Origin of the sequence: Fibrobacter sp., assembly GCF_045601785.1 — a bacterium.
GTDB lineage: Bacteria > Fibrobacterota > Fibrobacteria > Fibrobacterales > Fibrobacteraceae > Fibrobacter.
In genome coordinates this window covers 175577-199124 of sequence record NZ_JAZSAF010000086.1, presented here as the reverse complement: position 1 = coordinate 199124, position 23548 = coordinate 175577, and the positions used below count along the sequence as shown (strand labels likewise).

Sequence of the window (23548 nt, the reverse complement as noted above, 5' to 3'; positions counted from 1 at the left end):
TATCTCCCCCTTCCGATTTGTAAAAAGCCAATCCCTATGAACCGACTTTTAAGGGCTTGTCAGTTTATTTGCGAGCCATCCCCCATTTTGTCATCAAGATCTATCAAATCATAATACATCAGACGAGTACGCAAAGGATTTTTCCAAAGCATCTTAACATTTATACCTAGCGCCCTTGCTTCATTTTCATCAGAGCCATACAAAAACTTAAAATTATTTTTTCGATAGTAGTGTATAACATCGGGATTATTGACCGCATCCACAATTATAAATCGGCATCCGGTCTTATTTTCATCACTACGGAACCAAGTCTTGATAAAAGTCATCACGGCAGAGCCAAAACCCTGCTTTGCAAATTCTGAGTTTATCCCCAATCGACCAACCAACACGCCCGGATAACGACGCAAATTTTTCTCCCCATTTTCCGTAATATATTCTATTTTAGCCTTGTCCTCAGGAACAAGCTGTTTAATCCGCACGGAATCATTAGACAGCGTAAAGGCCGCTACAATTTTATCGGGGATTTCTTTCAATCGAAAAACATAGGTCTTACCCAAAAGTTTTTTCCCATACAGGAAAGAGTCCTTGACGAAGAAGTCATCAAGATCCTTATTTCCACATTTAAATGGTTTACAATTTTTTAGAAGTTCCGGAATAAGCCTTGAAAATGAACAACTCGACAAAAATTCAGCAACATTCATTCCTAGAAACCCTGTTCACGTAGAAACTTCTTCACGAGCAGGACTGTTTCGCTAATATCCTGTTTATGCTCATTTTTTTCAGCAATATCGGCAGCTTTGAGAAAACGCTCCGCGTCTTCCCCATAAAGCGTCGGTATTGATCTTATTTCTACAGCCATAGGTTTATCCTCACATTAAAATAGGTTTTAAGTTTTCTATTGTCAATACAGGGATCCTTTCTGATTCCCTATTACTATACACGTATTTTTGAAGCACTCACCCCCCATTTCCCCGAAAAATTTATTTCTTTTTACAAAAAAGTCGATCCCGACGCGGCTTTTCTTTTTGGGGTTCCACTTGAATTCGAACGCCTTGATTTTTGAGCCGCAGACTTCGAGGTAATCGACTTCCATCTGGTCGGTTGTCCGCCAAAAATAAGGGAGCCCATCTGCGCGGTCGGATTACGACTTTGATGTCATTCCTGCCCAAAAATTCAATATTTTGCATTTACAAATGCATAAAAACTAGATATTTTGCATTTACAAGTGCCAAAACACGAAATATTGTCAAAAACATCGATGCAGTTTTTAACATTTGTAAAAAAAAACAGTCACATTAACAGTCACATTTTATCTATTTTTGCGATATCATTTTTCGTTGGAGAGAATATGAATAGTTTCAAATTTCTTGCGATGTTACTCTTTACCGCTCTTGTATCAAGTGCATGGGCAACAGAAATAACCATTGAAGCCAATGGTCAAACAATCTCTGATGCTACAACATGGGAGAATTGTACTGTCAACATTACGGGTGATAGCACGGTAACCTTCGATTCTCGTATCTATATCAATGGTGATGTTGCACTGAACCTCGGTGCAGGTGCAACGCTTATTGCCAACGGGGGTATTGGTGTACATGAAGGCAATAGTCTGACGATTGACGGAGAAGGAAATCTAACAGCTAATAGCAACACTTTTTCTGAAGCTGCTATCGGTGGCAGTTATGGTAGTCCTAATGCGGGTACGATTACTATTTCTGGCGGAACTATTAATGCAAGTAATAATAGCAAAGGTGTCTCTGCCGCGATAGGAGGCGGATATAGTAATTATGGTGGCAATGGCACTATTATCATCAATGGTGGTACGATTACAACAAATATCATACAGGGAGGCGCGGCCTCAATAGGTGGTAGCAAAGGTGCTAATGGCGGTCACATTACTATTGCAGGTGGATCTATAACAGCAAATCGAAGTGGTGCTGTTACTGGTGCTGGTATAGGCGGTGGCGAAAAAGGCAATGCCGGTATAATTATTATTTCCGGGGGTACAGTAACGGTACCAGCCAGTAGTAGCGCCAGGGGAGCTAGAATTGGAAGCGGAGAAAAATCTGACGGAGAAGGCAGTATCACTATCAATGATGGTAATATTACAGCCGTTGGGGGAGCAATTGGCGGTAGTGCTGGCATTGGAGGCGGTTCGAACAGCTCTGCAGGCACAATCACCATCACTGGCGGCGTTGTAAATGCTACAGGTGGATATGAAAGTGCCGGAATCGGTGGAGCTCGTGGCGTAAATGGTAGTGGCGGAACTATCGCTATTAGCGGAGGTCAGGTTACCGCCCGTGGCTCTGATGGCGCCTACGGAATAGGACCGAGTAAAGACGGTGCAGAAGGTACAATCTCCATGTCGTGGACTGACAACACGGACTTCATCGATGCGAGTTATGCCGGTACAATCACTATTCTCAAAGGCAAGCGTTTCTTCTATGACGAAACGGAGATGTTTGCCAAAGCAGAAGGGTTGTATAAACAGGAGAAAAAAATAATTCCCGCTGTTCTTGATAACAGTTTGCTATCAAGTGGTGAGATTCTGATGCAGAGGAATTTTGTCACCACAGAAGGAACAGCAGTCGATATCAGTTATGATGTTTACGACTACAACGGCGACAAGCTGACAGATGGCACTGACTACACTGCAGTCATTAAGAACAGCAACGACCAAATAGTTACAACCTTTGATCAACTGGGCGACTATACGCTGACGGTGACGGGTATGGGCAATTACAGTGGCTCGAACGCATATACGTTCAGCCTTGTGGAATGGGATATGGCTTTGATGCAGGATGGTAGCGAGCATTATGCAAATCTGCCTGAGAATGGAACAAAGACGGTCTATCTCAATGTCGGACAGAGCATCAAGGTCTATGACAGCGAAGGCAAGGATGGAAAATTAGTAGTTTCCGACGGACGCCTATTACTTCACGTTCCTACAGGATACGCTTTGGTGGTTTCAGGCAAAACCGATGCAATGAAATGGAACGAAGCGCAGCACGACACTACAAATTTCCTGTCTGCATACGAAAACGAGAATTTGACTGATGAGATAACCTCGCTGTTTGGCAATAGTAATAACATTTCATTTGCTAGCGCCGGCAATTCAATGCTGATACGCTTGAATGCTCAAAAGATTTACCGATATGATGACCAATACGGACTTGAACTAACGATTTCCGTACAAAAGTCTCTTTCGCATTCTGATATCACCATCGACACCATCCCCGACCAGACTTACTCTGGTTCTGAGATTTGTCCCGAAATTTCCGTGAAAGACGGCGAAACAACGCTCATCCTTGGTACCGATTATACGGTCGAATGCGCGAACAATGTGTCGGCCGGAACCGCCAACATGACCATCACCGGCATGGGCGACTACCCTGGCTCCATTTCGAAGACTTTTGAAATTACCAGGGCTCCCTTGACAATCACCGCCAAGGACAAAACCATTGTCTACGGTGATGAGCCTGCGAATGACGGTGTTGAATACAACGGCTTCTTGGGCTCGGATGATGCATCTGTTTTGGGCGGAACACTGACTTATGGATACAACTACGAAATTTGGAATGATACAGGTGAATACACCATTACGCCAAACGGCTTGACTGCAGACAACTACAACATCACTTTCGTGAACGGAACGCTGACTGTCGAACCCAAGAGAAGAAAATTTGCCGCAGTCACGATTGAAGAAGACCAAGACGGTAGAACGGCTGTTCTCGATTGTTCGTATGACCGAGATGATGAAATTAACCTCCCCGAGTACGAAGATGGAATCGAAGTCAATGCAATCAAAGTTAAAAGGACGTTTGGTATAAACACTCCTGCAACAATCGTCCTCCCTTTCAAACTACCAACTGAAACAAGAACTAACGCAGATTTTTATGATTTGTATTCTGTTGAGCAGGTAGGGAATACATGGAAAGCAAGAATGGAGAAAATACCAGATGGACATATTCAACCGCTTCACCCCTATGCAATCATCGTCTACGAAGAAGAATTGACATTCGATTTGCAAGGAAAGCATGTCACTGTATATATGGACGAAAATGAAATTGACACCGTCAAAAGCCAGGATAAATTATGGTACTTTGTGGGCGTTTATCAGTACAAAACTTGGGGTGGTGATAATGACAAAGAGCTCGGGCTCGCCTACGCCTTCGCAGGCCGCAACGAACATAACATAGCCAAGGGGCAGTTCGGAAAGATTGCTGCAGGGGGATATGCTTACCCATTGCGCGCCTACCTGAGAAAAAAGGACGCCAGCGTGCAGCTAAAGCCCGTACAGAACCGTCCGCTAGCATCGGGCGAACAGCGTGCGGCAAGTATCGCAAATCTTTTCAACGAAGACAACACTCCTGAAACGATTGAGGTCGAATTCTTCGAAAAGGACCAGAACGGCGAAGAACATACAACCTTCATCGGGAGAATGGATACCCGTACGGGAGAATTCAGCAGCATACGTCCAAGCCGAACCTTCGACCTGAAGGGTCGCCATGTCGGAAAGCCGAAAGCTAAAGGGGCTTATTTCAAGAAGTGAGCGGAAAAGGGGATGCCCACCTTCTCCACAAAGAGGATAACTCTACTATGGCAACAAGTTGCCTAGTATCGTATAGCGGGCATGACACGTAGCAATCATCAACTATAAACTATTGACTTATGGAAAAGACTCAAGCAAACCGATCCGAACAGAAAAAAGAATATATCGCCCCAACCGTAAAAATCGTCGAATTTAGGCAGCAGTCCACCCTGCTGCAATGCAGCACCTGCAACGATGACACTATTGAAGTTGAATTCAATTAGCAACAGTACGCTTTTAGTTAGGATAGCCAGAATGAAAAAGGTCTACGAAAAGCCTTGCATCAAGGTCATTACGCTAACGCCACAGTCGACTCTATTGCAATGCAGCACTTGCGAATCGACTCCATCCGTCTATGAAGTCGGAATGGCCGATGTTGACAAGCCGGACAAAATGTAAAAGTCAGGACAATTCTTCCATCACCCGCTTGAGCGGAAAATCGAATTGAATCGCCCGCGGAGTCTCAATTTTATCGAATTTAATCTGGTAGCAGAGGGCCTGTTCATCGACCTTGGCGACTGTCCCAAAGCCCATGATGCGGTGGAAAACACGGTCGCCCACGGCAAATTCCGCAGCAGGGGCCTTTTTCACGAGGCCCAAAGTTTCGTCGCTGAAAAGTTCTCGGTTGCGGTCGGATTCGGCGATGTAGGCGCGAGCCTCCTGCAGCAGTTTTTCTGAAACACCGCGAACCACGTGGAGATCGGCCATATCCATTTCGAGCAGGAACCGCGACGGGTAGCGACTTGATTCTTCGCCGACGCCGTCTTCGGCATCGCTCAGGAACAGCACATTTTCGGCACGGGTAAGCGCCACGTACGCAAGCCGCCGCTCTTCTTCCAGCTGCATCTTGTTCTCGATGCGCTTGACCGGGAAAAAGCCCTCGTTCATTCCACATACGAACACGTAGGGGAATTCCAACCCCTTGGAATTGTGGATGGTCATCAGCTGAACACGGTCACGGTCGCCGTCGTTCTCGTCGGAGTTCGTAAACAGCACAATGTTCTGCAAAAACTCGTCGAGCGTCGCATCTTCTTCGAGAACGTTTTCAAATTCGAGCAGGCCCTGCTTGAGTTCCGCAAGATTGTCGAGGCGGTTTTCGTCGCCATCGAGGCGCAGCATTTCTTCGTAGCGGGATTCGCGCATGAGCCGCGTAAACACCTCGGTAATGGGCATATCGCGGTACTTGAAACGGAACTTTTCAATGAGCGCCACGTACTCCCCCACCTTGCTTTTTGCGAGGAACGCCTTGCACTGTTCCGCACTCAACGGGAAAGGTTTCGCAACCGCGGCATCCTTCGCCTGGGCAAGCGGCAAAGCTCCCGCCACAGAACATATCTGCAGCAAGGTTTCGTACAGCGACATTCCCTGTTCATCGGCAAGAGCCGCAAGTGCCGCCACCTTTTTCGGGCCGAACTGCCGCTTGGGCGTATTCACAGTGCGCAAGAAAGCCATGTCGTCGCCGTACACCAGCATTCGCAAGTAGCAAATGGCATCCTTGATTTCTGCCCGCTGGTAAAAGCCCACGCCGCTATAGACCTTGTACGGGATATCGGCGGTCATCAGCGCCTCTTCGACGGAGCGCGACTGCGCGTGCATGCGGTAAAGCACCGCGATATCCTTTTTCGCCACCCCATTCGCAATCGCCTCCTGGATGTTTTCGACAATCCAGGTCGCCTCGTCGCGGGTATTTTTCGCGTGGCAAAACACGGGCGTCTTGCCGCCGCTACGCATGGGACGCAGCACTTTCTCGATACGGAACTCGTTGTTCCTGATAACCGCATCGGGGAGTTTCAAGATGCTCGGCGTACTGCGGTAATTGTTCTGCAAAAGAATCGTTTTCGCATCCTTGTGCACCTTGTCGAATTCCAAGATGCGATTCACATCGGCGCCACGCCAGCCGTAAATCGTCTGGTCCGGGTCGCCGACCACAAACAAATTATGATGATAGCTCGAAAGGAGTTCGGCGAGCTGGTACTGCTGCAGGTCTATGTCCTGAAACTCATCGACCATCACGTACATCATGCGCTCGCTCCATTTCTTGAGCTTTTCGGGGAAACGTTGCAATATGTACAGGGTCACCAATATCAAGTCATCAAAGTCAAGCGCAAAGTTCTTTTTCTGTTCATAAAGATAGCGGTAATAGACCTTATGCCACTTGTCAGGGGCATTTTCCACCATCTTGAGCAGAGCGTCGTTTGCCGAAACCAAGTCATGCCCTGCAAACCACTGCACATACGAAATGTCGTTCGCCTTGCGTCCGCCGATAAAGTCGATGGCACTGCTGATGCGCAAGTCCTTGAGAGAATAGCCGAGTTCCGTGTAGGCCTTTTTCACGAGCGACTTCTGGTCCTCTTCGTCGAGAACAAGGAACTCCTTTGGGAACTGGAGCACGTGGATATCTTCGCGCAAGAGCCGCACGCAAAAGCTGTGGAAAGTCGAAATATAGCCCGAATCGTCACCTTTCAGCATGGTGCGGATTCGTTTTTTCATCTCGAAGGCAGCCTTGTTCGAAAAAGTCGCACACAAGATGTTCGACGGCGAAATACCCAATTCCTTAGCCAGGTACAGGTAACGGTGTGTGAGCGTCCGGGTCTTGCCAGACCCCGCCCCCGCAATCACGCGGATATAGCCTTCGGTCGTCTCTACAGCGAGCCTCTGCTCGTTATCGAGCCCGTCCGTGATTGCCGAAACCGGTCCGTTTGTCAAGTCAAAATTACCCATCATAACCTATATATCGCCGTTTATCCCAAAATTATAAAATCTATTATGTAAATTTTTCTTCTTTTGCTAAATTTGTGCACAATGGAAGGAAGGACCATTACTCTACCCGCAGCCCTTACCGCCGCAAACAGCAAAGAATTGTTGCGGGAGTGTCGGCGCACGCTCTACAAGGAGCCGCTCAACCTCGACGGTTCTTCCCTCACGCGCATGGACTACAGCGGCGACGCCTTCTTTGCGCTCCTCGCCGACTTAAGCGAAAAGACCGGCAACAAGCTCACGCTCGCCCACTTTAGCGAAGAAATCAAGGCGCAGCTCAGGGCACTCAAGAAAGAGAAAATTCCCGAAAAAGTCAAGACGGGCTACAGCAACTTCCTCGAAGCTCTCGGCGCAAAGACCATCGTCATCGCCAAGGAAGTTGCCGAGGTGTTCATCCTCTTGAACATGAGCATCTACTGGATGATCTGCGGTCCCTTCGACAAGGGGCGCAGCAAGTTCGGCGGCACCGCCAAGCAGGTCTTTATGCTCGGTACCGAAGCCACGGGCATCTGCTTTCTGATGGTCGCCCTCATCTGCTTCACCATGGCGCTCCAGAGTTCGTTCATGCTCAAGGCCGTGGGCGGCGGTTCCTACCTCGCCTCGGGGCTTGGCTACCTGATTTTTGCCGAAATCAGCCCACTTCTTACGACCATTATCTTGGCGGGGCGTTCCGGCAGCTCCATCGCGGCAGAAATTGCAAACATGTCCGTCTGCGAAGAAATCAAGGCTATTAAGACCATGGCGATTTCGCCGGTGCAGTACCTGGTGGTCCCCCGCTTTATCGCGATGACCATCTGCACGCCGATTCTTGCCTTTTGCGCAGGTATCGCGGGCTGCCTCGCCGGCTTCCTAATAGGTTACTTCTTCTTCGACATTTCATTTGCGAACTACTTCCAGTCTATTCGCGACGGGATTCCGCCGATTCTTTTCTTGAAGAGTACAATCAAATCCATCGTGTTCGGTTGGCTGGTTACGCTGATTTCTTGTAACAAGGGCTTAAATGCCGAAGGCGGTGCCGAAGCGGTGGGCCTCGCAACAACCTCCAGCGTCGTGGTTTCGATTTCTGCCATCATCGTCGCAGACTGCGCGTTCAGCTTTATATTCTACTAGGGGCAACATGGAAGACATTACACTCAAAGTAGATCACCTGAAGGCCGGTTACGACGGAAAGACCGTTTTGAACGACATTTCATTCGACGTCAAGAAGGGCGAAATCCGCATGATTCTCGGGAGTTCCGGTTGCGGAAAATCGACGCTCATGAACAACATCCTCAAGCTCTACAAGTCCGAAAACGGAACCATCACCTATTTCGGCAAGACGTTCGGAGCCAAGGAAGGCCTCGACTTTGAGACCCGCCTGCGTACGGGCGTGTTGTTCCAGAACGGAGCGCTCCTTTCGGACTTGACCGTGGCCGAAAACGCCATGCTTCCGCTCATCCGCAGCATGCCCTACATGCCCAAAAAACAGATGGAAGCGATTGTGGCCGACCGTCTCGAAAAAGTCCACCTGTTGCACGCCTTCCACAAGTATCCTTCCGAACTTTCGGGCGGCATGAAACGCCGCGCGGCCCTTGCCCGCGCCATCGCGCTAAAGCCAGAGCTGCTCTTTTGCGACGAACCCTCGACCGGACTCGACCCGGTAACCGCCCGTTCCCTCGATGAACTGCTGCTGGAGCTCCGCGACACGCTCGGGGTCTCGATGGTTATTGTAAGCCACGAACTCGAGAGCATCAAGATCGTCTGCGACCGCTTTATTTACCTGAAAGACGGCTACGTGCTCATGGACGGCACCTTGCAGCAAGGGCTTGACAGCGACGACCCCATCCTGCGGCATTTCTTCAACAGGCAATGTCCCAAGGAAGAAGACCACAATGAATATTACCATTTTAACTTTATCGACTGATTTGGAGTAACCATGGAAACCACACGTGCCGAAAGAATCAAGATTGGCGCCTTCATGCTCCTCTGCGGAATCATGATATGCGTGTTCTTGGGCTATGTGCTCTCGCGTTTCTTGAACAAGGAATTCGACAACTATTATACCATATTCAACGAATCTGTCATCGGCCTTTACAAGGATGCGCAGGTCAAGCTGAACGGTATCGATGTCGGTAACGTGACCGAAATTGCGATCGATTCCTCGAACCTGAACCAGGTGGTCGTCCGTTTCCGCGTGAACAAGGGAACACCCATCAAGCTAGGCACCCGCGCGGGCATGACGCACGGCATCTCGCTCACCGGTGAAAAGCAGATCGTGCTTTCGGGAGGCCGCTTCGACGAACCCGACGTCGCCGAAGGTGGTTATGTCCCTGCCGAAAAGACGGCATTCGATGCGATTGCCAACAAGACGACCGATATCATCGCTCATGTCGACTCGCTGATGACCAACATCAACAGCCTTTTCTCCGAAGAAAATACACAAAGCATCAGCAATTCGCTCAAGAATTTCGAAAATGCTACGCAAAACCTGAACCGGCTGACGCAGAACCTGAACGCGCCCATCAACAACATCTCGAATGCGGCGAACTCGATGAAGAACGTCCTTACTGAAATCGAAGATGCTAAAATCGCGGCAAAGACCAGCGAAAACATGGACGTCCTTAAGGAAAAGCTCGAAGCCATCGATACCAAGGCGATGAACGAGAACCTGACGCAAGCGATGGAATCTATCAGGCAGCTCACGCAGCGGCTTGACCAGGTGGTGTACAAGAACCAGGACCAGGTGGGTGACGCCGTCGTGGAACTCAACGCCGTCCTCGAGAACCTCGAAGAATTTACGCAGAAAATCAAGAACAACCCCTCGGCGCTGATTCATGCCGAAAACAAGAGCCGGAGGAAATAGCCATTGAATTGTCATGCCGGACTTGTTCCGGCATCAAAAAGGGACATTTATGATTCACAAAATCACATTAATTCTTTTCACCTTAGCGCTTGCGTTCTCGCTCACCGCCTGTCTGGGCGGCGGTTCCAGCGAACCAACCAAGTACTACACCATCGCCGTCGAAAAAATCAGCGCCCCCGCAACCGACTCCTACAAGGACAAGCGCCTGCAAGTGCGCAAGTTCACCATCGAGCCTGCCTACCAGCGAGCAAACATCGTCTACCGCGAATCCGCTTACGACTTCATGTTCTACGACCTGGACCTGTGGGCCAGCCGCCCCGAACACATGATGGCGCAAGTCGCAAGCGAATATCTGAACCAGAGCGGCCTTTTCAAGAGCGTCGAGACCAAGGCCAGTGGCAAGCCCGACTACGAGCTCCTCGGAAACATCGTCGCCATCGAAGAAGTGGACGAAGGCTCCTCGCAGTACGCACGCCTCGCCATCCAGCTCACCTTCAAGAAGACGGACAGCGACGAAGTCGTCTGGGAACAGACCTTCGACGAGAAAAGCAGCATGGGCGACCGCGAACCGAGAACCACCGCCGAGACGATTTCCAAGCTGTACGGCCAATACATCGAACAATTCCTGAAATCGCTACAATAATTGTAACAATTTCCATTTTTTGCTATAAAAAAGCGAAATTTTAGGCTAAAAAGAGCCTCAGGCGAGCCTTTTTACTTGGCACGCCTTTTGCAATTGTTAAAATAAACAAAGGTTTAAAGAAACTTTTTAGCCAAATTCAAGGCTGAAAAACTATATTTGTAATGTAAGCTTATCACACTCTAAAGGAGCAAACAATGAAATCGATGAAGCTCTCTGCAATCGTGCTCGGCCTCGCCGCCGCTAGCGCCTTTGCCCAGGCAGCCCCTGCCGCAGCACCTGCTGCAGCACAGCCCGCTCAACCTGCAGCTGAAGCCCCCAAGGCCCAGCCGGCTGCACAGCCTGCCGCCCAGCCCGCCGCTGATTCCGCTGCCGTAGCAGCCGAAGAAGCCAAGAAGGCCGAAGAGGCTAAGGCTGCCGAAGAAGCCAAGAAGGCTGAAGAAGCTAAGGCTGCTGAAGAAGCAAAGAAGGCCGAAGAGGCTAAGGCTGCTGAAGAAGCAAAGAAGGCCGAAGAAGCCAAGAAGGCTGAAGAAGCTAAGAAGGCCGAAGAAGCCAAGAAGGCTGAAGAGGCTAAGGCTGCTGAAGAAGCAAAGAAGGCCGAAGAAGCTAAGGCCGCTGAAAACGGCGAAGGCCCCAAAGAAGGCGAAGTCTCCGCTGCAGCTGGCAACGCTCTCGACATGCTCAAGGCCAGCATGAACGAAGGCACTTCTGCTGCCCAGATGGAAGTCAAGTTCTCTGGCGAAGTGGAATTCGACGCCTACACCGGCGACATCCTGAACGATGACGATGTGAACCATAACTACTGGACCACCTTCGACCTGAATGTGGACGTCAAGTTCAACGAAAAATGGTCTGGACATGTGGGCATCGAAGCCGACGGTCCGATTGACAACCCGGGTCTTGCCTACAATGGCGCCTATATCCAGTACAAGCCGGCAGACTTCTTTGCCGTGAAGCTCGGTGACCTGACCTACTCGGAAGGTGCATTCAAGGCTTACTACGGTTACGACGATCCTGCCTACAATGCCGCCGGCATGAAGGAACACGACATCCGCGGTATCGAAATCGACCTCGCCGGTCTTGAACTCGGACTCGGTTTTGGCCGTGGCGAAAACGATCGCTGCAACTGGGGCGATCCTGCCGAAGATGACGGCTGCAAGGTCTACGATGCTCACGTTGCCTACGAATTCGACTACGCCGGTCAGCACCTGCGTCCGTATTTCGACTACAAGAGCTACCAGCAGACCCAGCACAACGAAATGCATGCCGGTGTCGATGCTGGTGTCTCCATCGGCGGCTTCGCATTCCGCGCCGTGTATGGCTTCCATGCTGACTACCTGATGGACGACGAAGACGTGGTCAACGACCAGGATTGGACCACTGTCGCACACACCATCTTGGCTGAACCGACCTTCAACGTTTCGATGTTCGAAATCAAGACTACCTTCTTCTATGCATTCATTGACGAAGGCGACACTCCGACTTCCGACATCTTCAGCGGTGAAATTCCTGAATACATGTTCGCTTACGGCGAACCGGCATTCAAGTTTGCCGAATTCATCAAGGTCGGTATCCCGGTTGAATACCACACCAACACTCTCGATGACGACGACGACACCCAGGCATCCATCGATGTTGGCGCTCGCATCTACATTTCCCCGGTCGAACACCTCGACATCACTGCTCTCGGCATGGTCGACATTCCGGTGCAGGACAACGAAGGCGATACCAGCCTCGGCTTCGGTGTTGAAACCGTGTTCAGCTTCTAGTCGGACCATTTAGCCCCCTTAAAGCGATTCCCCGAGTCTATCGGGGAATTTTTTTATTTAAATTACAGGCGTTATAACACAAATTAAGGAGTAACCCATGAAATCGATGAAGCTCTCTGCAATCGTGCTCGGCCTCGCCGCCGCAGGCGCCTTTGCCCAGGCAGCCCCTGCCGCAGCTCCTGCTGCAGCACAGCCCGCTCAACCCGCAGCCGAAGCCCCGAAGGCCGCCCCCGCTGCACAGCCTGCCGCTCAGCCTGCTGCACAGCCGGCCGCTGATTCCGCTGCCGTAGCCGCCGAAGAGGCTAAGAAGGCCGAAGAAGCAAAGGCCGCTGAAGAGGCTAAGAAGGCTGAAGAAGCCAAGGCCGCCGAAAACAGCTCCGAATCCGGTGCATCCTTCATTGACCGCCTGAACATCACCAAGGCAGACGAAGCCCCCGAAGCCAAGAAGGCCATGGAATTCAAGGTTTCCGGTGCCGCCGAATTTGACGCTTATGCCAACATGAAAACTGGCGACGACAAGAGACTCTACCATGACTACTGGTCTACCGTTGATGTGGACTTCCAGGTCAAGTTCAACGAACAGTGGTCCGCACAGGTCGAACTCGAAGCCGACGGCCCTAGCGTAGACCCGGCTTCGCTCTACAATGGTGCATTCGTCCAGTACACCAAGAACGAAAACTTCATCGTCAAGTTTGGCGACCTGACCTTCTCGGAAGGCGCATTCAACTACTACGGCTACGATGATCCGTCCATTAACGCTGCTGGCATGGTCGAACACGACATCCGCGGTATGGAACTCGACCTTTACGGTCTGCAGCTCGGTCTCGGCTTCAGCCGTGGCGGAAACGACGTTCAATACTGCCCCGATGGCGACTGCCGTGGTTTCACCTCTTATGACGGTCACGTTGCCTACCAGCTCGACTTCGCTGGTCAGGCTCTGCGTCCGTTCGCCCACTACAAGAGCTGGCAGACCGCCAAGCAGAACGAACTCCACGCCGGTTTGGAAGCCGCTCTCGAATTTGGCCCGTTCGCCATCCACGCCGTCTATGGCCTGCATGCCGACAACCTCTCCGAAGACGAACCGAAGGCCACGCACGCCATCTTGGCTGAACCCTCCTTCAAGGTGTCTAACGTGAACGTGAAGGCAGGCTTCTTCTACGCCATCTTTGAAGACAACCTGGCAGAAGCTACGGTCCATGGCACGGAAATTCCTGAATACATGTTCGCCTATGGTGAAGCAGACATCAAGCTGAGCGACCCGATCACCGTCGGTCTTGTCGGCGAACTGCACACCAACTCCCTGGATGACGACACCGACCTCGGAAGCCTGAACTTCGGTGCACGCCTCTACTTCACCCCGGTCGACGGCCTCGAAGTCACTGGCTTTGCCATGGCAGTCCTCCCCATGGGTGACGACTGGGAAAAGGCAGGCCACGAACAGGCAGTCTCTACCGAAGACTACGGCGAAGACATGAACCTGAAGTTCGGTGTTGAATCCATCTTCAGCTTCTAACAGCCAATCTTTGCCCCTTTGTGCAGTAGTGTCAATTTTTTGACACTACTTTTTTTTATATTGTGTGCGTAAGTTGAAATTTAAACCTTAAACGTCATTGCGAGGAGCCTTAGGCGACGAAGCAATCCATAGAGTTTTAATTAAAGTTTAAAATATGAGCGAAGAAATTAAAGATTCGACCCTTGGACTTTCGAACGTTCACCACCTAGAAAAACTCTACGACGGGTGGTTCCTGGACTACGCGAGCTACGTGATTTTGGACCGCGCCGTTCCTTACTACGAGGACGGACTTAAGCCGGTGCAACGCCGCATTTTGCATTCCCTTTTCGAAAACCACGACGGACGCTACCAGAAGGTGGCCACCATCGTCGGTCGAACCATGGCCTACCACCCCCACGGCGACGCCTCCATTGGCGATGCTCTCGTGGGCCTCGGCCAGAAGAATTTGCTGATTGACACCCAGGGTAACTGGGGTAACCCCTTCACGGGCGACCGCGCCGCAGCACCGCGTTATATCGAAGGCCGCCTCACGCCGTTCGCTGTCGATGTCGTATTCAACCCCGAAACCACCGAATGGATTCCGAGCTACGACGGCCGCAGCCAGGAACCGGTCACACTCCCGGTCAAGTTCCCGCTGCTCTTGGCACAAGGTGTGGACGGCATTGCCGTGGGTCTTTCCACCTCGATCCTCCCCCACAACTTCCGCGAACTCTGCGAAGCTAGCATCGCGATTTTGAAGGGCAAAAAGTTTACGCTGTACCCGGATTTCTTCACGGGCGGCATCATCGATGTGAGCGACTACAACGACGGCCAGCGCGGCGGCAAGGTCCGCGTGCGCGCGAAGATAGAAAAGGTCGACAACAAGACGCTCGCCATCCGCGAAATCCCCTACGGCACCACCACAGTAAGCCTTATCGAAAGCATCGTGAAGGCTAACGACAAGGGTAAAATCAAGATCAAGCACGTCGACGACAACACGAGTAAAGAAGTCGAAATCCTCGTGCACCTGCAGCCGGGCACCGACCCGCAGGTCGCCATCGACGCCCTCTACACCTTTACCGACTGCGAAAAGTCCATTTCTCCGTGCACCTGCGTCATCGTGGACAAGCACCCGAAATTCCTCGGCGTCTCCGATATTCTCCGCATGAACACGGAGCACACGGTCAAGCTCCTGGAATGGGAACTCGCCAACGAGCTCAAGCACCTCGAAGACAAGTGGCACATGACCACCCTCGAAAAGATCTTCATCGAAAAGGAAGTCTACGAGGTCATCAAGAAGGCAAAAGACCGCGAACAGATTATCAACTTCGTGCGCGAAGGCCTTATGCCCTACGTCAAGCGTCTGCACCGCAAGGAAATCACGGACGAAGAAATCGGCAAGCTCATCGAAATTCCGATCCGCCGCATCAGCCATTACGACCGCGAAAAGGCCGACCAGCTTTTGCGCGAACTCGAAGAAAGCATCGCCACCTGCAAGTACAACCAGGAACACATTACCGAATACACCATCGAGCACTTCAAGAACATCTTGAAGAAGTACGGCGAAGGCAAGGAACGCCGCACGCAGATTGCGGAATTCGGCAAGGTGGAAGCCGTGCACGTGGCTCTCGCAAACCAGAAACTCTACGTGAACCGCAAGGAAGGCTTCCTCGGCACCGGCATGAAGAAGGAAGAATACCTCTTCGACGTGTCCGAATACGACGACTTGATCGTGTTCAAGGCCGACGGCAGCTTCAAGGTCGTCAAGGTCAGCGACAAGGACTTCGTGGGCAAGAACATCTTGCTCGTCGAAAAGTTCAAGAAGGACGACGACCGCCACATTTATAACGTGATTCACCAGGACGGCAAGGACGGCGCTTACTACATCAAGCGATTCAACGTGGGTGGCGTTACCCGCGACAAGGATTACTTTATGGGTAAGGGCAAGCCGGGCAGCAAGATTCTGTACATGTCCAGCAACCTGAACGGCGAAGCCGAAGTCGTGGAAGTCACGCTGAAGCCGCGTCCGCGCACCAAGCTCAACTTCGAGGTGGATTTCAGCACCATCGACGTGAAGGGCCGTGGCGCCATGGGTAACATTGTGACCAAGTACCCGGTCAAGAGCATCAAGCGCGTCCGCAAGGGTGTTAGCACCTTGGGCGCCCGCGTTCTCTACTTTGACGCCCTCGCCGGCATCATCAGCACCCAGAAGAAGGGCGACCGCATCGGCGAATTCGGCGAAAAGGACAAGATTCTCATCGTCAAGGAAAACGGTACCGCCCGCGTGCACGACATGGCCGACCCGATTCTCGTGGGTACGGGTATCAAGTACATCCACAAGTTCGATCCGGAACAGGTCTTCACGATCCTCTACTTCGAAGGTGGCAACTTCAACTACATGGTGAAGCGTTTCAACCTGGAAGGCTGCCCCATGACGACCGAATTCAGCCTCGTGTCCGACCACAAGGACACGCAGATGATTGAATTCTTCGCCACCGATGACGCACGCGAACTCATGGAATACCAGGTAGGCCGCGAAGTCCAGAAGGAAGAACTGGACCTCACCGAAGTCGCCGAAGTCAAGGGCTACAAGGCTCTGGGTAGCAAGTTCACCGCCAAGAAGGTGAAGCGCGCTACCCGAATCACTCCGCCCGACAGTTTCGACGACGGAAGCAGCGAAGACGAAAGCTCCGACGAATCCGACCCAGAACTATTTGACTAGGTAAAAAGGGGGAAGAATCCCCCTCGCTCCTGCCGCCTGCGGCATCCGCTACCCTCTCGCCTAGGGGTAACCCCTAAAACCCCTTGATAATGCGGGAGGGGCCCCAGCTCGGAGTTGACGCCTACGGCGTCCGTGGCTGCGTTCGGTCATATAGGCAAGTAAACTAGCCTATGCGACACTCACTTGCACACTTTTGCGAAGGCATCCTTGGCCGACGCTTGAGCATTGAACTGCACCTGAAAAAAACATATATTTGAGAGTATGCAATCAATTCTTTCTAAAATATATCGTGCATTATTCCCTGTTTTGATACTAACAGTTGCAGGATTACTTTTTGGTTGCGCTCCCCAAACACAATTGTCATCACTACAATCATATAATGGTCCACTTTCCACTCATGGAACAAACCAATGCTTTGTAGCAAAAACAGCTTTAAATACAAAGTTTGCAGAGACTATAAACGAATATAAAGATTTTATTCAGGGAGATAGTCATATAGAAACAAGCGGTAACTATGAAATCCAAGAAGCCGCTTTTGATTGTATGTATGTTGGAGCAAAATCCGTTTTGATTTTAGATCGTGGAGTTTCATCAACAATTAGCGGTTCAACGGCTATTACATATCATTATCCTTCAACAAACACATCAATAACACATACTAATTCATCCGCAATTTCGGCATATACTATTGTTTTTTTCAACAAGAAAATTCCTGAATTCGGACAAATGATCACAATGAACGATTACGAATCCTGGAAGAAATCTAATCGTATAAAAAATTGTGTGGGGTGCAAATAGAAAAAGCCAATCTAATGGATTGACTTTTTACATAGCTTTTTTTTCAAAAAATTACATCCAGTCGCTGAAGCTTGAATCGCTGGGCATACGCCAGTCAGCTCGCGGCGACAACGAGATTGTACCGACTTTCGGGCCGTCAGGAATGCAGCTGCGCTTGAACTGTTGCGTAAAGAATCGGCGCACGAATACGGCTAAGGCCTTTTCCAATTCTTCGTCGCTGAACTTGCCCTCAAAGGCGTACTTCGCGAGGAACAGGAGCTTTTGCGGAGCAGCGCCGTACTTTGCGAAGTGATACAGATAGAAATCGTGGATTTCGTAGGCGCCCAAGATGCTTTCGGTCTTCTGCGCAATCTGGCCGTTAGAATCGGCGGGCAAAAGTTCCGGCGACACCGGCGTGTCCAAGATATCACGGAGCACATCGGCAAGTTCTTTTGCCGTCTTCTTGTCGGCGGTAAAGCTTTCGGCATGGTCCGCATACCAGCCCACCACATGGCGCACGAGCGTTTTCGGAATGTCGCAGTTCACCGCATACATGGACATATGGTCAGCGTTATAAGTGCTCCAGCCGAGCGCGATTTCAGAAAGGTCGCCTGTTCCGATAACGATTCCGCCTACACTGTTGGCAATGTCCATCAGAATCTGCGTGCGTTCGCGGGCCTGAACATTCTCGTAAGTCACACTCAGATTCTTGGGATCATGACCGATGTCGGCAAAATGCTGCAGGCAAGCCTTCTGGATATCGACCGTGCGCAGTTCCGTGCCCAAAAGTTCTGCAAGCGTCACCGCATTGCTCTTGGTGCGCTTGGTCGTGCCGAATCCGGGCATCGTGAGCACCAGGATTTCAGAAGCAGGGCGCTTCAATAGCTTGAAGGTTTCTGCGACTACGAGCAAGGCAAGCGTCGAATCAAGCCCGCCGCTAAGGCCAATCACCGCGCGCGCAGAATGCGACGCTTCGAGTCGCTTCGCAAGTCCTGCGCATTGAATATTGAAAATCTCGGTGCAGGACTTGTCGCGAGTTTCGATGTTCCCCGGCACAAACGGCATCGGCGCCACAAAGCGATACTTCAACGAATCAATCGGGCGCAGTCCATCGAAACTCGCCGCGCGCGCATAGAAGCTGCGGCTGTCGAAATCCTGGAACGAACCTTCGCTCAAGCGCTGCATGTTCAGGCGTTCCACATCCACGTCTGCGTAAATAATTTCAGATTCGCGGCTGAACGGCTTGCTTTCGGCAATCATGCTACCGTTTTCGGCAATCATCAAGTGCCCGCTAAAGACCATATCCGTCGTCGATTCATGCACGCCCGCCGACGAATAAACGTAGGCCGCCATGCAGCGAGCGGACTGGTTCATCACCAAGTTACGGCGGTAATCTCGCTTACCCACCAAAGCATCGCTTGCCGACAGGTTCACAATCACGTTCGCACCGGCCAATGCAAGTTCGCCACTCGGCGGCACTGCGGTCCACAAGTCTTCGCAAAGTTCCACGCCCACGCGGACCTCGGAGCCTTCGCCATTCACCGTAAAGAAGTTCGTCACCGACACATCGCCAAAGCCTTCGACACAGCACTTGACAGCGCCCGCAGCATTCCCCGCAGATTCCCCGGCGCAAGCCAAGGTCCCACGCAGCAAATCGCGACCGCTCGAGAAATGGCGTTTTTCATAAAATTCGCGCTGGTTCGGCAAATGAATCTTGGGCGTCACCGCCACCAGCTTACCCTTCTGCAAAAATGCGGCGCAGTTGTACAGGCAACCAAACATTCTAAGCGGAAGCCCCACCGCAATCACCGTATCGCTATCTGCAAAAGCCCTTGCAATCTTCGAAAGCGATTCTACGCTCTTCTTGAGCAACAGCTCCTGATGGAACAAATCGCTGCAGGTATACCCTGTTATGCAAAGCTCCGGGAACACGACGAAGGCGGCTCCCCCGTCAATAGCCTCGGAGGCACAGCGGATAATTTCTTCCGTGTTGTAGGCGGTATCGGCGACTTTCAGCGTCGGGCAAACAGATGCGAATCGGTAAAATCCAAACATAACCTAAATATAGATTAGTTTGGCCCCTGTCAACGGCCGGACTTGATTCCAAGCTTGTTCATGCGGTAATTCATCATGCGCGGAGACACGCCCAAGTCGCGGCCCGCGGCAGAAAGGTTGCCGTTATTGCGCTTGATTGCCTCGGTAATGATTTCGCGTTCGTAATTGTTCATCATCACTTCGAGCGGAGCGGTCTTGGCCGTCACGGCACCTGTAGGCCCTACGCTAAGGCTCGTCTGCAGCGAAGGCGGCAAGTTGTAGCTGTGTATGCAGTCGTCGCTTGCGGTAAGCACCGCACGTTCCATGCAGTTTTCCAGTTCACGCACGTTGCCCGGCCAGTGATAACTCATGAGCAAGTTGATCGCCGTCGTCGAAAGGCGCTGCACCTTCTTGTTGTAGCGCAGGTTCATCTTTTCGATGAAATGTTCCGCCAGCAAGATGATGTCGGACTTGCGCTTTGCCAAGTCGGGCATGGTAATCGGGAAAATGTTCAGGCGGTAGAACAAGTCTTCACGGAACTTGCCCTGAGAAATCAGCTCTTCCAAGTTACGGCTGGTTGCCGCCAGGAATCGCACATCGGAATGGAGTTCCTCGTTGCTGCCCACACGGCTAAATGTACGTTCCTGCAAGAATCGCAACAGTTTCACCTGAGTTTGCATCGTCAGGTCGCCAATTTCATCGAGGAAAAGCGTTCCCCCGTCGGCGGCTTCGGCACGGCCGATACGGCGGTTCACCGCCCCCGTAAAGGCGCCCTTCTCGTGACCGAACAGTTCGCTTTCTACAAGGTTCTCGGGGAGGGCTGCACAGTTCAGCGTAATGAAAGGCTTGTCCTTTCTTGCAGACAAATTCACAATCGCACGGGCGATCATTTCCTTACCCGTACCGCTACCGCCGCGAATCAGAACCGTCGCATCGCTCGGGGCCACCTGACGCACCTGTTCGTATATCTGCTGCATTTCGCGGCAGTTACCCACCAGTTCGCCGGGGTTGTTCGAAAGCATGTCACGAAGCTTGCGGTTTTCTTCGAGCATGGCTTCGTGTTCGTTGTGCAGTTCAATGCATTCATTAGCGGCATCACCCGTGATGTTCGCAATGATTTCAAGCAAAGCCACATCGCGGTCTAAATCAGTAGCGCCGTCCACCGGGCGGTCAATCGAGAGCGTTCCGATGACCTGGCCATCGTGAATCAAAGGCACGCAAATAAACGCCACCTGGGAATCATAATGGCGGCTACCCGTGCGGTTCAAGAAGCGGGAATCCTTGCGCAGGTCCGGAATCACATGACTGATGCCGCGTTCTGCGACATGGCCCGTAATGCCTTCACCCATGCGGTACAAGCCGCGCTGCTTTTCGGATTCATCCAGTCCGCGAGACGCCTCGATTTTAAGCGTATCGCCAAAGAGCAACGCGAACGTTCCGCGCAACATGCCAAGTTCGGATTCCAGAATGCCAAGGACGTTTTCCAGCAACTTTTCCACATTGCGTTCGTGGATAATCGCGACGCTGATCTTCTGGATGACAGAAATTTCGGATCCTATTGGGGACGGCATGGACATAAGATAGTAAAAGAGGTTTGAGGTTAGAGCTTTTCCCTGATTCTCCTAAGGGCTTCGACGGTGCGTTCGTAGTCACCGAAGGCAGTCAAGCGGAAATATCCTTCGCCGCAGGGGCCAAAGCCGCTACCCGGAGTACCCACGACTTCGCAGGTGGCAAGCAGGCGGTCAAAGAAATCGAAGGATTTTTCGCCGTCTGCGATTTTCCACCAAATATAGGGGGCATGTTCGCCGCCGAACACCGTGTAACCTGCAGTGGTCAGTTCCTTGCGGATTACGCCTGCGGTACGCATGTAGCCCGCAATGACTTCTTTTGTCTGTAACCAGCCCACTGGCGAATAGATTGCCTCGGCGGCACGCTGCGTCACATAGCTCACGCCGTTGAACTTGGTGCACTGTCTGCGGTTCCACATGGCGCGGAGTTTCGAAAGTTCGTGCGGAATTACCGTATAGGCGCAGCGCACGCCCGTAAAGCCGGCCGTCTTGCTGAAACTGCGGAATTCAATGGCGCACGTGCGCGCACCCGGAATTTCAAAAATGGAATGCGGCAAGGTTTCGTCCTGGATGTAGCAGTTGTAAGCGCCGTCGAACAGAATCAATGCCCCGTTTTCGTTCGCATAGTTCACGAACTTCTGCAGGGTTTCGCGGCTAAGGACTGTACCGGTCGGGTTGTTCGGGCTGCAAAGGTAAATCAGCTGCACCGGATCCTTGGGCAAATCCGGCTGGAAATTGTTTTCGGCGGTCGAAGCAAGGTAGGTTACCTTAGAAAAATGTCCGTCACTTTGCAACACGCCAGCACGGCCAGCCATCACGTTGGAGTCCAGATAGACCGGATAAACCGGATCCGGAATGGCAATCTTTACATTTTCTGTAAAAAGTTCCTGGATGTTCGCCACATCGCACTTGGAACCGTCGCTCACGAAGATATCGTTCGGGTCCATTTCGATGCCGCGGGCGGTGTATTCGCCACGCACGATTGCCTCGCGAACAAAATCGTAACCCTGCTCGGGGCCATAACCGCGGAAAGTTCCCTTTTCGGCCATTTCGTCCACAGCCTTGTGCATGGCCTTGATGACTTCCGGGATCAAGGGCGTGGTCACGTCGCCAATACCCAGTCGAATGATGTCTGCATCGGGCTTTTTCGCCTGATATTCCTTGATTTTCTGGGCGATAGTCGAGAAAAGGTAGCTGCCAGGCAGCAGGTCATAGTTCGCATTTACAATTGATTCGTTCATTAGATCGTTCCTTTAAATACTTCTTCTGCGGGGCCGGTCATCAGGACGGGGCCACCTTCTTCGTGCTTGATGTGGAGAACGCCGCCATCCAAGATGATGTCGGCTTCGACGCCCACGCGGCCCGTGCGCTGGGCCGCAACGAGGGTTGCGCAACTGCCTGTGCCGCAGGCCATGGTTACGCCGCAACCCCGTTCCCAAACCCGCATGCGGATTTGGGTGGGCGTTACCACCTGGGCAAATTCAATGTTGCAACGGTCGGGGAACTGTTTGTCCACTTCTAGAATGCTCCCCCACTTTTCCAGCTGAATCTTTTCGATATCATCCACGAAAATCACCGCATGCGGATTTCCCATCGAGACCGTCTCGGCGGTAAAGTCGAAGCTGTCGGCAGTGAGCTTGATCGAGCCCAAGAAGTTTCTCGGAAGACCCATGTCCACGCACACGCGACCGTCATCTAAAAGCGCGGGCTTCACCAGGCCGCTCTTGGTATGCAGATTAAAAACCTTCGTGCTATCGTTTTTGGCAAGACCGCGGCTGCGGATGTACTTCGCCACACAGCGAGTGGCGTTGCCGCACATGGCCGCTTCGCTCCCATCGGCATTAAAGATGCGCATTTCAAAATCGACACCATTCGGCACGGATTTCGCAGCAGGCCCCACGCTAGCTCCGACGCCCGTATCGCCGAGCACCAGGCAACCGTCCTTATCCATTGGCGTTACAATCACCACACCATCGGCACCGATACCGAAGCGACGGTCGCAAAGCTTAATTACCCTTTCTGTAAAAGCGGCGCCATATTCCGGCGTCTGCCCCGGTTCATAAAGCACGAAATCGTTGCCCAACCCGGTCCATTTTGAAAAATTAATTGGCATAATTCACTTCTCTTTATAATTTTCCACGCCTCATCCGCAAAAAATATGCCAACTTTACAAAAATTGTTAAATCGCACTAAAAACGCCAATTTTACTCAATTTTCAAGAAAAACAAAATTTTGAAATATTACAGATTATGTAAAACAAACAACATTCTTTTACATTTTATGTAAAATATAACAGCAAAAATAAAAGTCTCAAAAAATCACATTTATCGGCATTCTGGCGTATACAGAATAGATA

18 protein-coding genes are annotated in these 23548 nt (G+C 51.4%); 11 read left to right on the top strand and 7 right to left on the bottom strand.

The window, feature by feature from the left end; genetic code table 11:
* Nucleotides 1-59: 59 nt before the first annotated feature.
* Nucleotides 60-701, bottom strand: a complete 642-nt coding sequence (locus ACKI61_RS14835) for a hypothetical protein (protein WP_407458433.1) — start codon at nt 699-701, stop codon at nt 60-62.
* Nucleotides 702-703: 2 nt separating this feature from the next.
* Nucleotides 704-859, bottom strand: a complete 156-nt coding sequence (locus ACKI61_RS14830; RefSeq protein ID WP_321134051.1) for a hypothetical protein — start codon at nt 857-859, stop codon at nt 704-706.
* A 489-nt stretch (nt 860-1348) separates the two neighbouring features.
* Here ACKI61_RS14830 and ACKI61_RS14825 point away from each other — a divergent pair, with 489 nt between their 5' ends.
* The 3 genes from ACKI61_RS14825 (at nt 1349) to ACKI61_RS14815 (ending at nt 4990) form a co-directional block, all read left to right on the top strand.
* A complete protein-coding gene (locus tag ACKI61_RS14825) occupies nt 1349-4552 on the top strand; it encodes an MBG domain-containing protein (protein ID WP_407458432.1) in 3204 nt (1067 codons plus the stop codon).
* Between the two features lie 119 nt (nt 4553-4671).
* Nucleotides 4672-4815 carry a hypothetical protein gene (locus tag ACKI61_RS14820; RefSeq protein ID WP_407458431.1) on the top strand — a complete coding sequence of 48 codons (144 nt, stop codon included), beginning with the start codon at nt 4672-4674 and terminating at the stop codon, nt 4813-4815.
* Between the two features lie 31 nt (nt 4816-4846).
* The gene (locus ACKI61_RS14815) at nt 4847-4990 is read left to right on the top strand and encodes a hypothetical protein (RefSeq protein ID WP_298770059.1); all 144 of its coding nucleotides are present in this window, start codon (nt 4847-4849) and stop codon (nt 4988-4990) included.
* 3 nt (nt 4991-4993) lie between these two features.
* On the opposite strand, the gene ACKI61_RS14810 is transcribed toward ACKI61_RS14815, so the two are convergent.
* The gene (locus tag ACKI61_RS14810) at nt 4994-7315 is read right to left on the bottom strand and encodes an ATP-dependent helicase (RefSeq protein ID WP_407458430.1); all 2322 of its coding nucleotides are present in this window, start codon (nt 7313-7315) and stop codon (nt 4994-4996) included.
* A 78-nt stretch (nt 7316-7393) separates the two neighbouring features.
* On the opposite strand from ACKI61_RS14810, the gene ACKI61_RS14805 reads away from it, so the two are divergent.
* The 8 genes from ACKI61_RS14805 to ACKI61_RS14770 all read left to right on the top strand — a co-directional run bounded on the left by ACKI61_RS14805 (nt 7394) and on the right by ACKI61_RS14770 (nt 17611).
* Nucleotides 7394-8458 (top strand): ABC transporter permease, encoded by a 1065-nt coding sequence (locus ACKI61_RS14805; RefSeq protein WP_407458429.1) that lies wholly within the window; start codon nt 7394-7396, stop codon nt 8456-8458.
* Between the two features lie 7 nt (nt 8459-8465).
* Nucleotides 8466-9251 (top strand): ABC transporter ATP-binding protein, encoded by a 786-nt coding sequence (locus ACKI61_RS14800; protein WP_407458428.1) that lies wholly within the window; start codon nt 8466-8468, stop codon nt 9249-9251.
* Nucleotides 9252-9263: 12 nt separating this feature from the next.
* Nucleotides 9264-10190 (top strand): MlaD family protein, encoded by a 927-nt coding sequence (locus ACKI61_RS14795; protein WP_407458427.1) that lies wholly within the window; start codon nt 9264-9266, stop codon nt 10188-10190.
* A 49-nt stretch (nt 10191-10239) separates the two neighbouring features.
* Entirely contained in the window at nt 10240-10833 is a 594-nt protein-coding gene (locus tag ACKI61_RS14790) for an ABC-type transport auxiliary lipoprotein family protein (RefSeq protein WP_407458426.1), read from the top strand.
* 194 nt (nt 10834-11027) lie between these two features.
* Nucleotides 11028-12599, top strand: a complete 1572-nt coding sequence (locus tag ACKI61_RS14785; RefSeq protein WP_407458425.1) for a hypothetical protein — start codon at nt 11028-11030, stop codon at nt 12597-12599.
* A 97-nt stretch (nt 12600-12696) separates the two neighbouring features.
* Nucleotides 12697-14112: a hypothetical protein gene (locus tag ACKI61_RS14780; protein WP_407458424.1), complete on the top strand. Its 1416-nt coding sequence runs from the start codon at nt 12697-12699 to the stop codon at nt 14110-14112.
* Nucleotides 14113-14266: 154 nt separating this feature from the next.
* Nucleotides 14267-16813, top strand: coding sequence for a DNA gyrase/topoisomerase IV subunit A (locus tag ACKI61_RS14775; RefSeq protein WP_407458423.1), 2547 nt, complete (start codon nt 14267-14269; stop codon nt 16811-16813).
* Nucleotides 16814-17074: 261 nt separating this feature from the next.
* Entirely contained in the window at nt 17075-17611 is a 537-nt protein-coding gene (locus ACKI61_RS14770) for a hypothetical protein (RefSeq protein WP_407458422.1), read from the top strand.
* Between the two features lie 51 nt (nt 17612-17662).
* Here ACKI61_RS14770 and ACKI61_RS14765 read toward each other — a convergent pair whose 3' ends face one another.
* From ACKI61_RS14765 to dapF, 4 genes are read right to left on the bottom strand one after another with little or no spacing between them, the layout of a single operon-like run.
* Entirely contained in the window at nt 17663-19645 is a 1983-nt protein-coding gene (locus tag ACKI61_RS14765) for an NAD(+) synthase (RefSeq protein ID WP_407458421.1), read from the bottom strand.
* 29 nt (nt 19646-19674) lie between these two features.
* On the bottom strand, nt 19675-21195 hold the full coding sequence (locus ACKI61_RS14760; protein WP_407458420.1) for a sigma 54-interacting transcriptional regulator: 1521 nt from the start codon (nt 21193-21195) through the stop codon (nt 19675-19677).
* A gap of 29 nt (nt 21196-21224) precedes the next feature.
* Nucleotides 21225-22433 (bottom strand): LL-diaminopimelate aminotransferase, encoded by a 1209-nt coding sequence (locus ACKI61_RS14755; protein ID WP_407458419.1) that lies wholly within the window; start codon nt 22431-22433, stop codon nt 21225-21227.
* Nucleotides 22433-23305, bottom strand: a complete 873-nt coding sequence (gene dapF / locus ACKI61_RS14750) for a diaminopimelate epimerase (protein ID WP_407458418.1) — start codon at nt 23303-23305, stop codon at nt 22433-22435. The genes ACKI61_RS14755 and dapF overlap by 1 nt, the downstream gene beginning before the upstream one ends.
* Nucleotides 23306-23548: the final 243 nt, after the last annotated feature.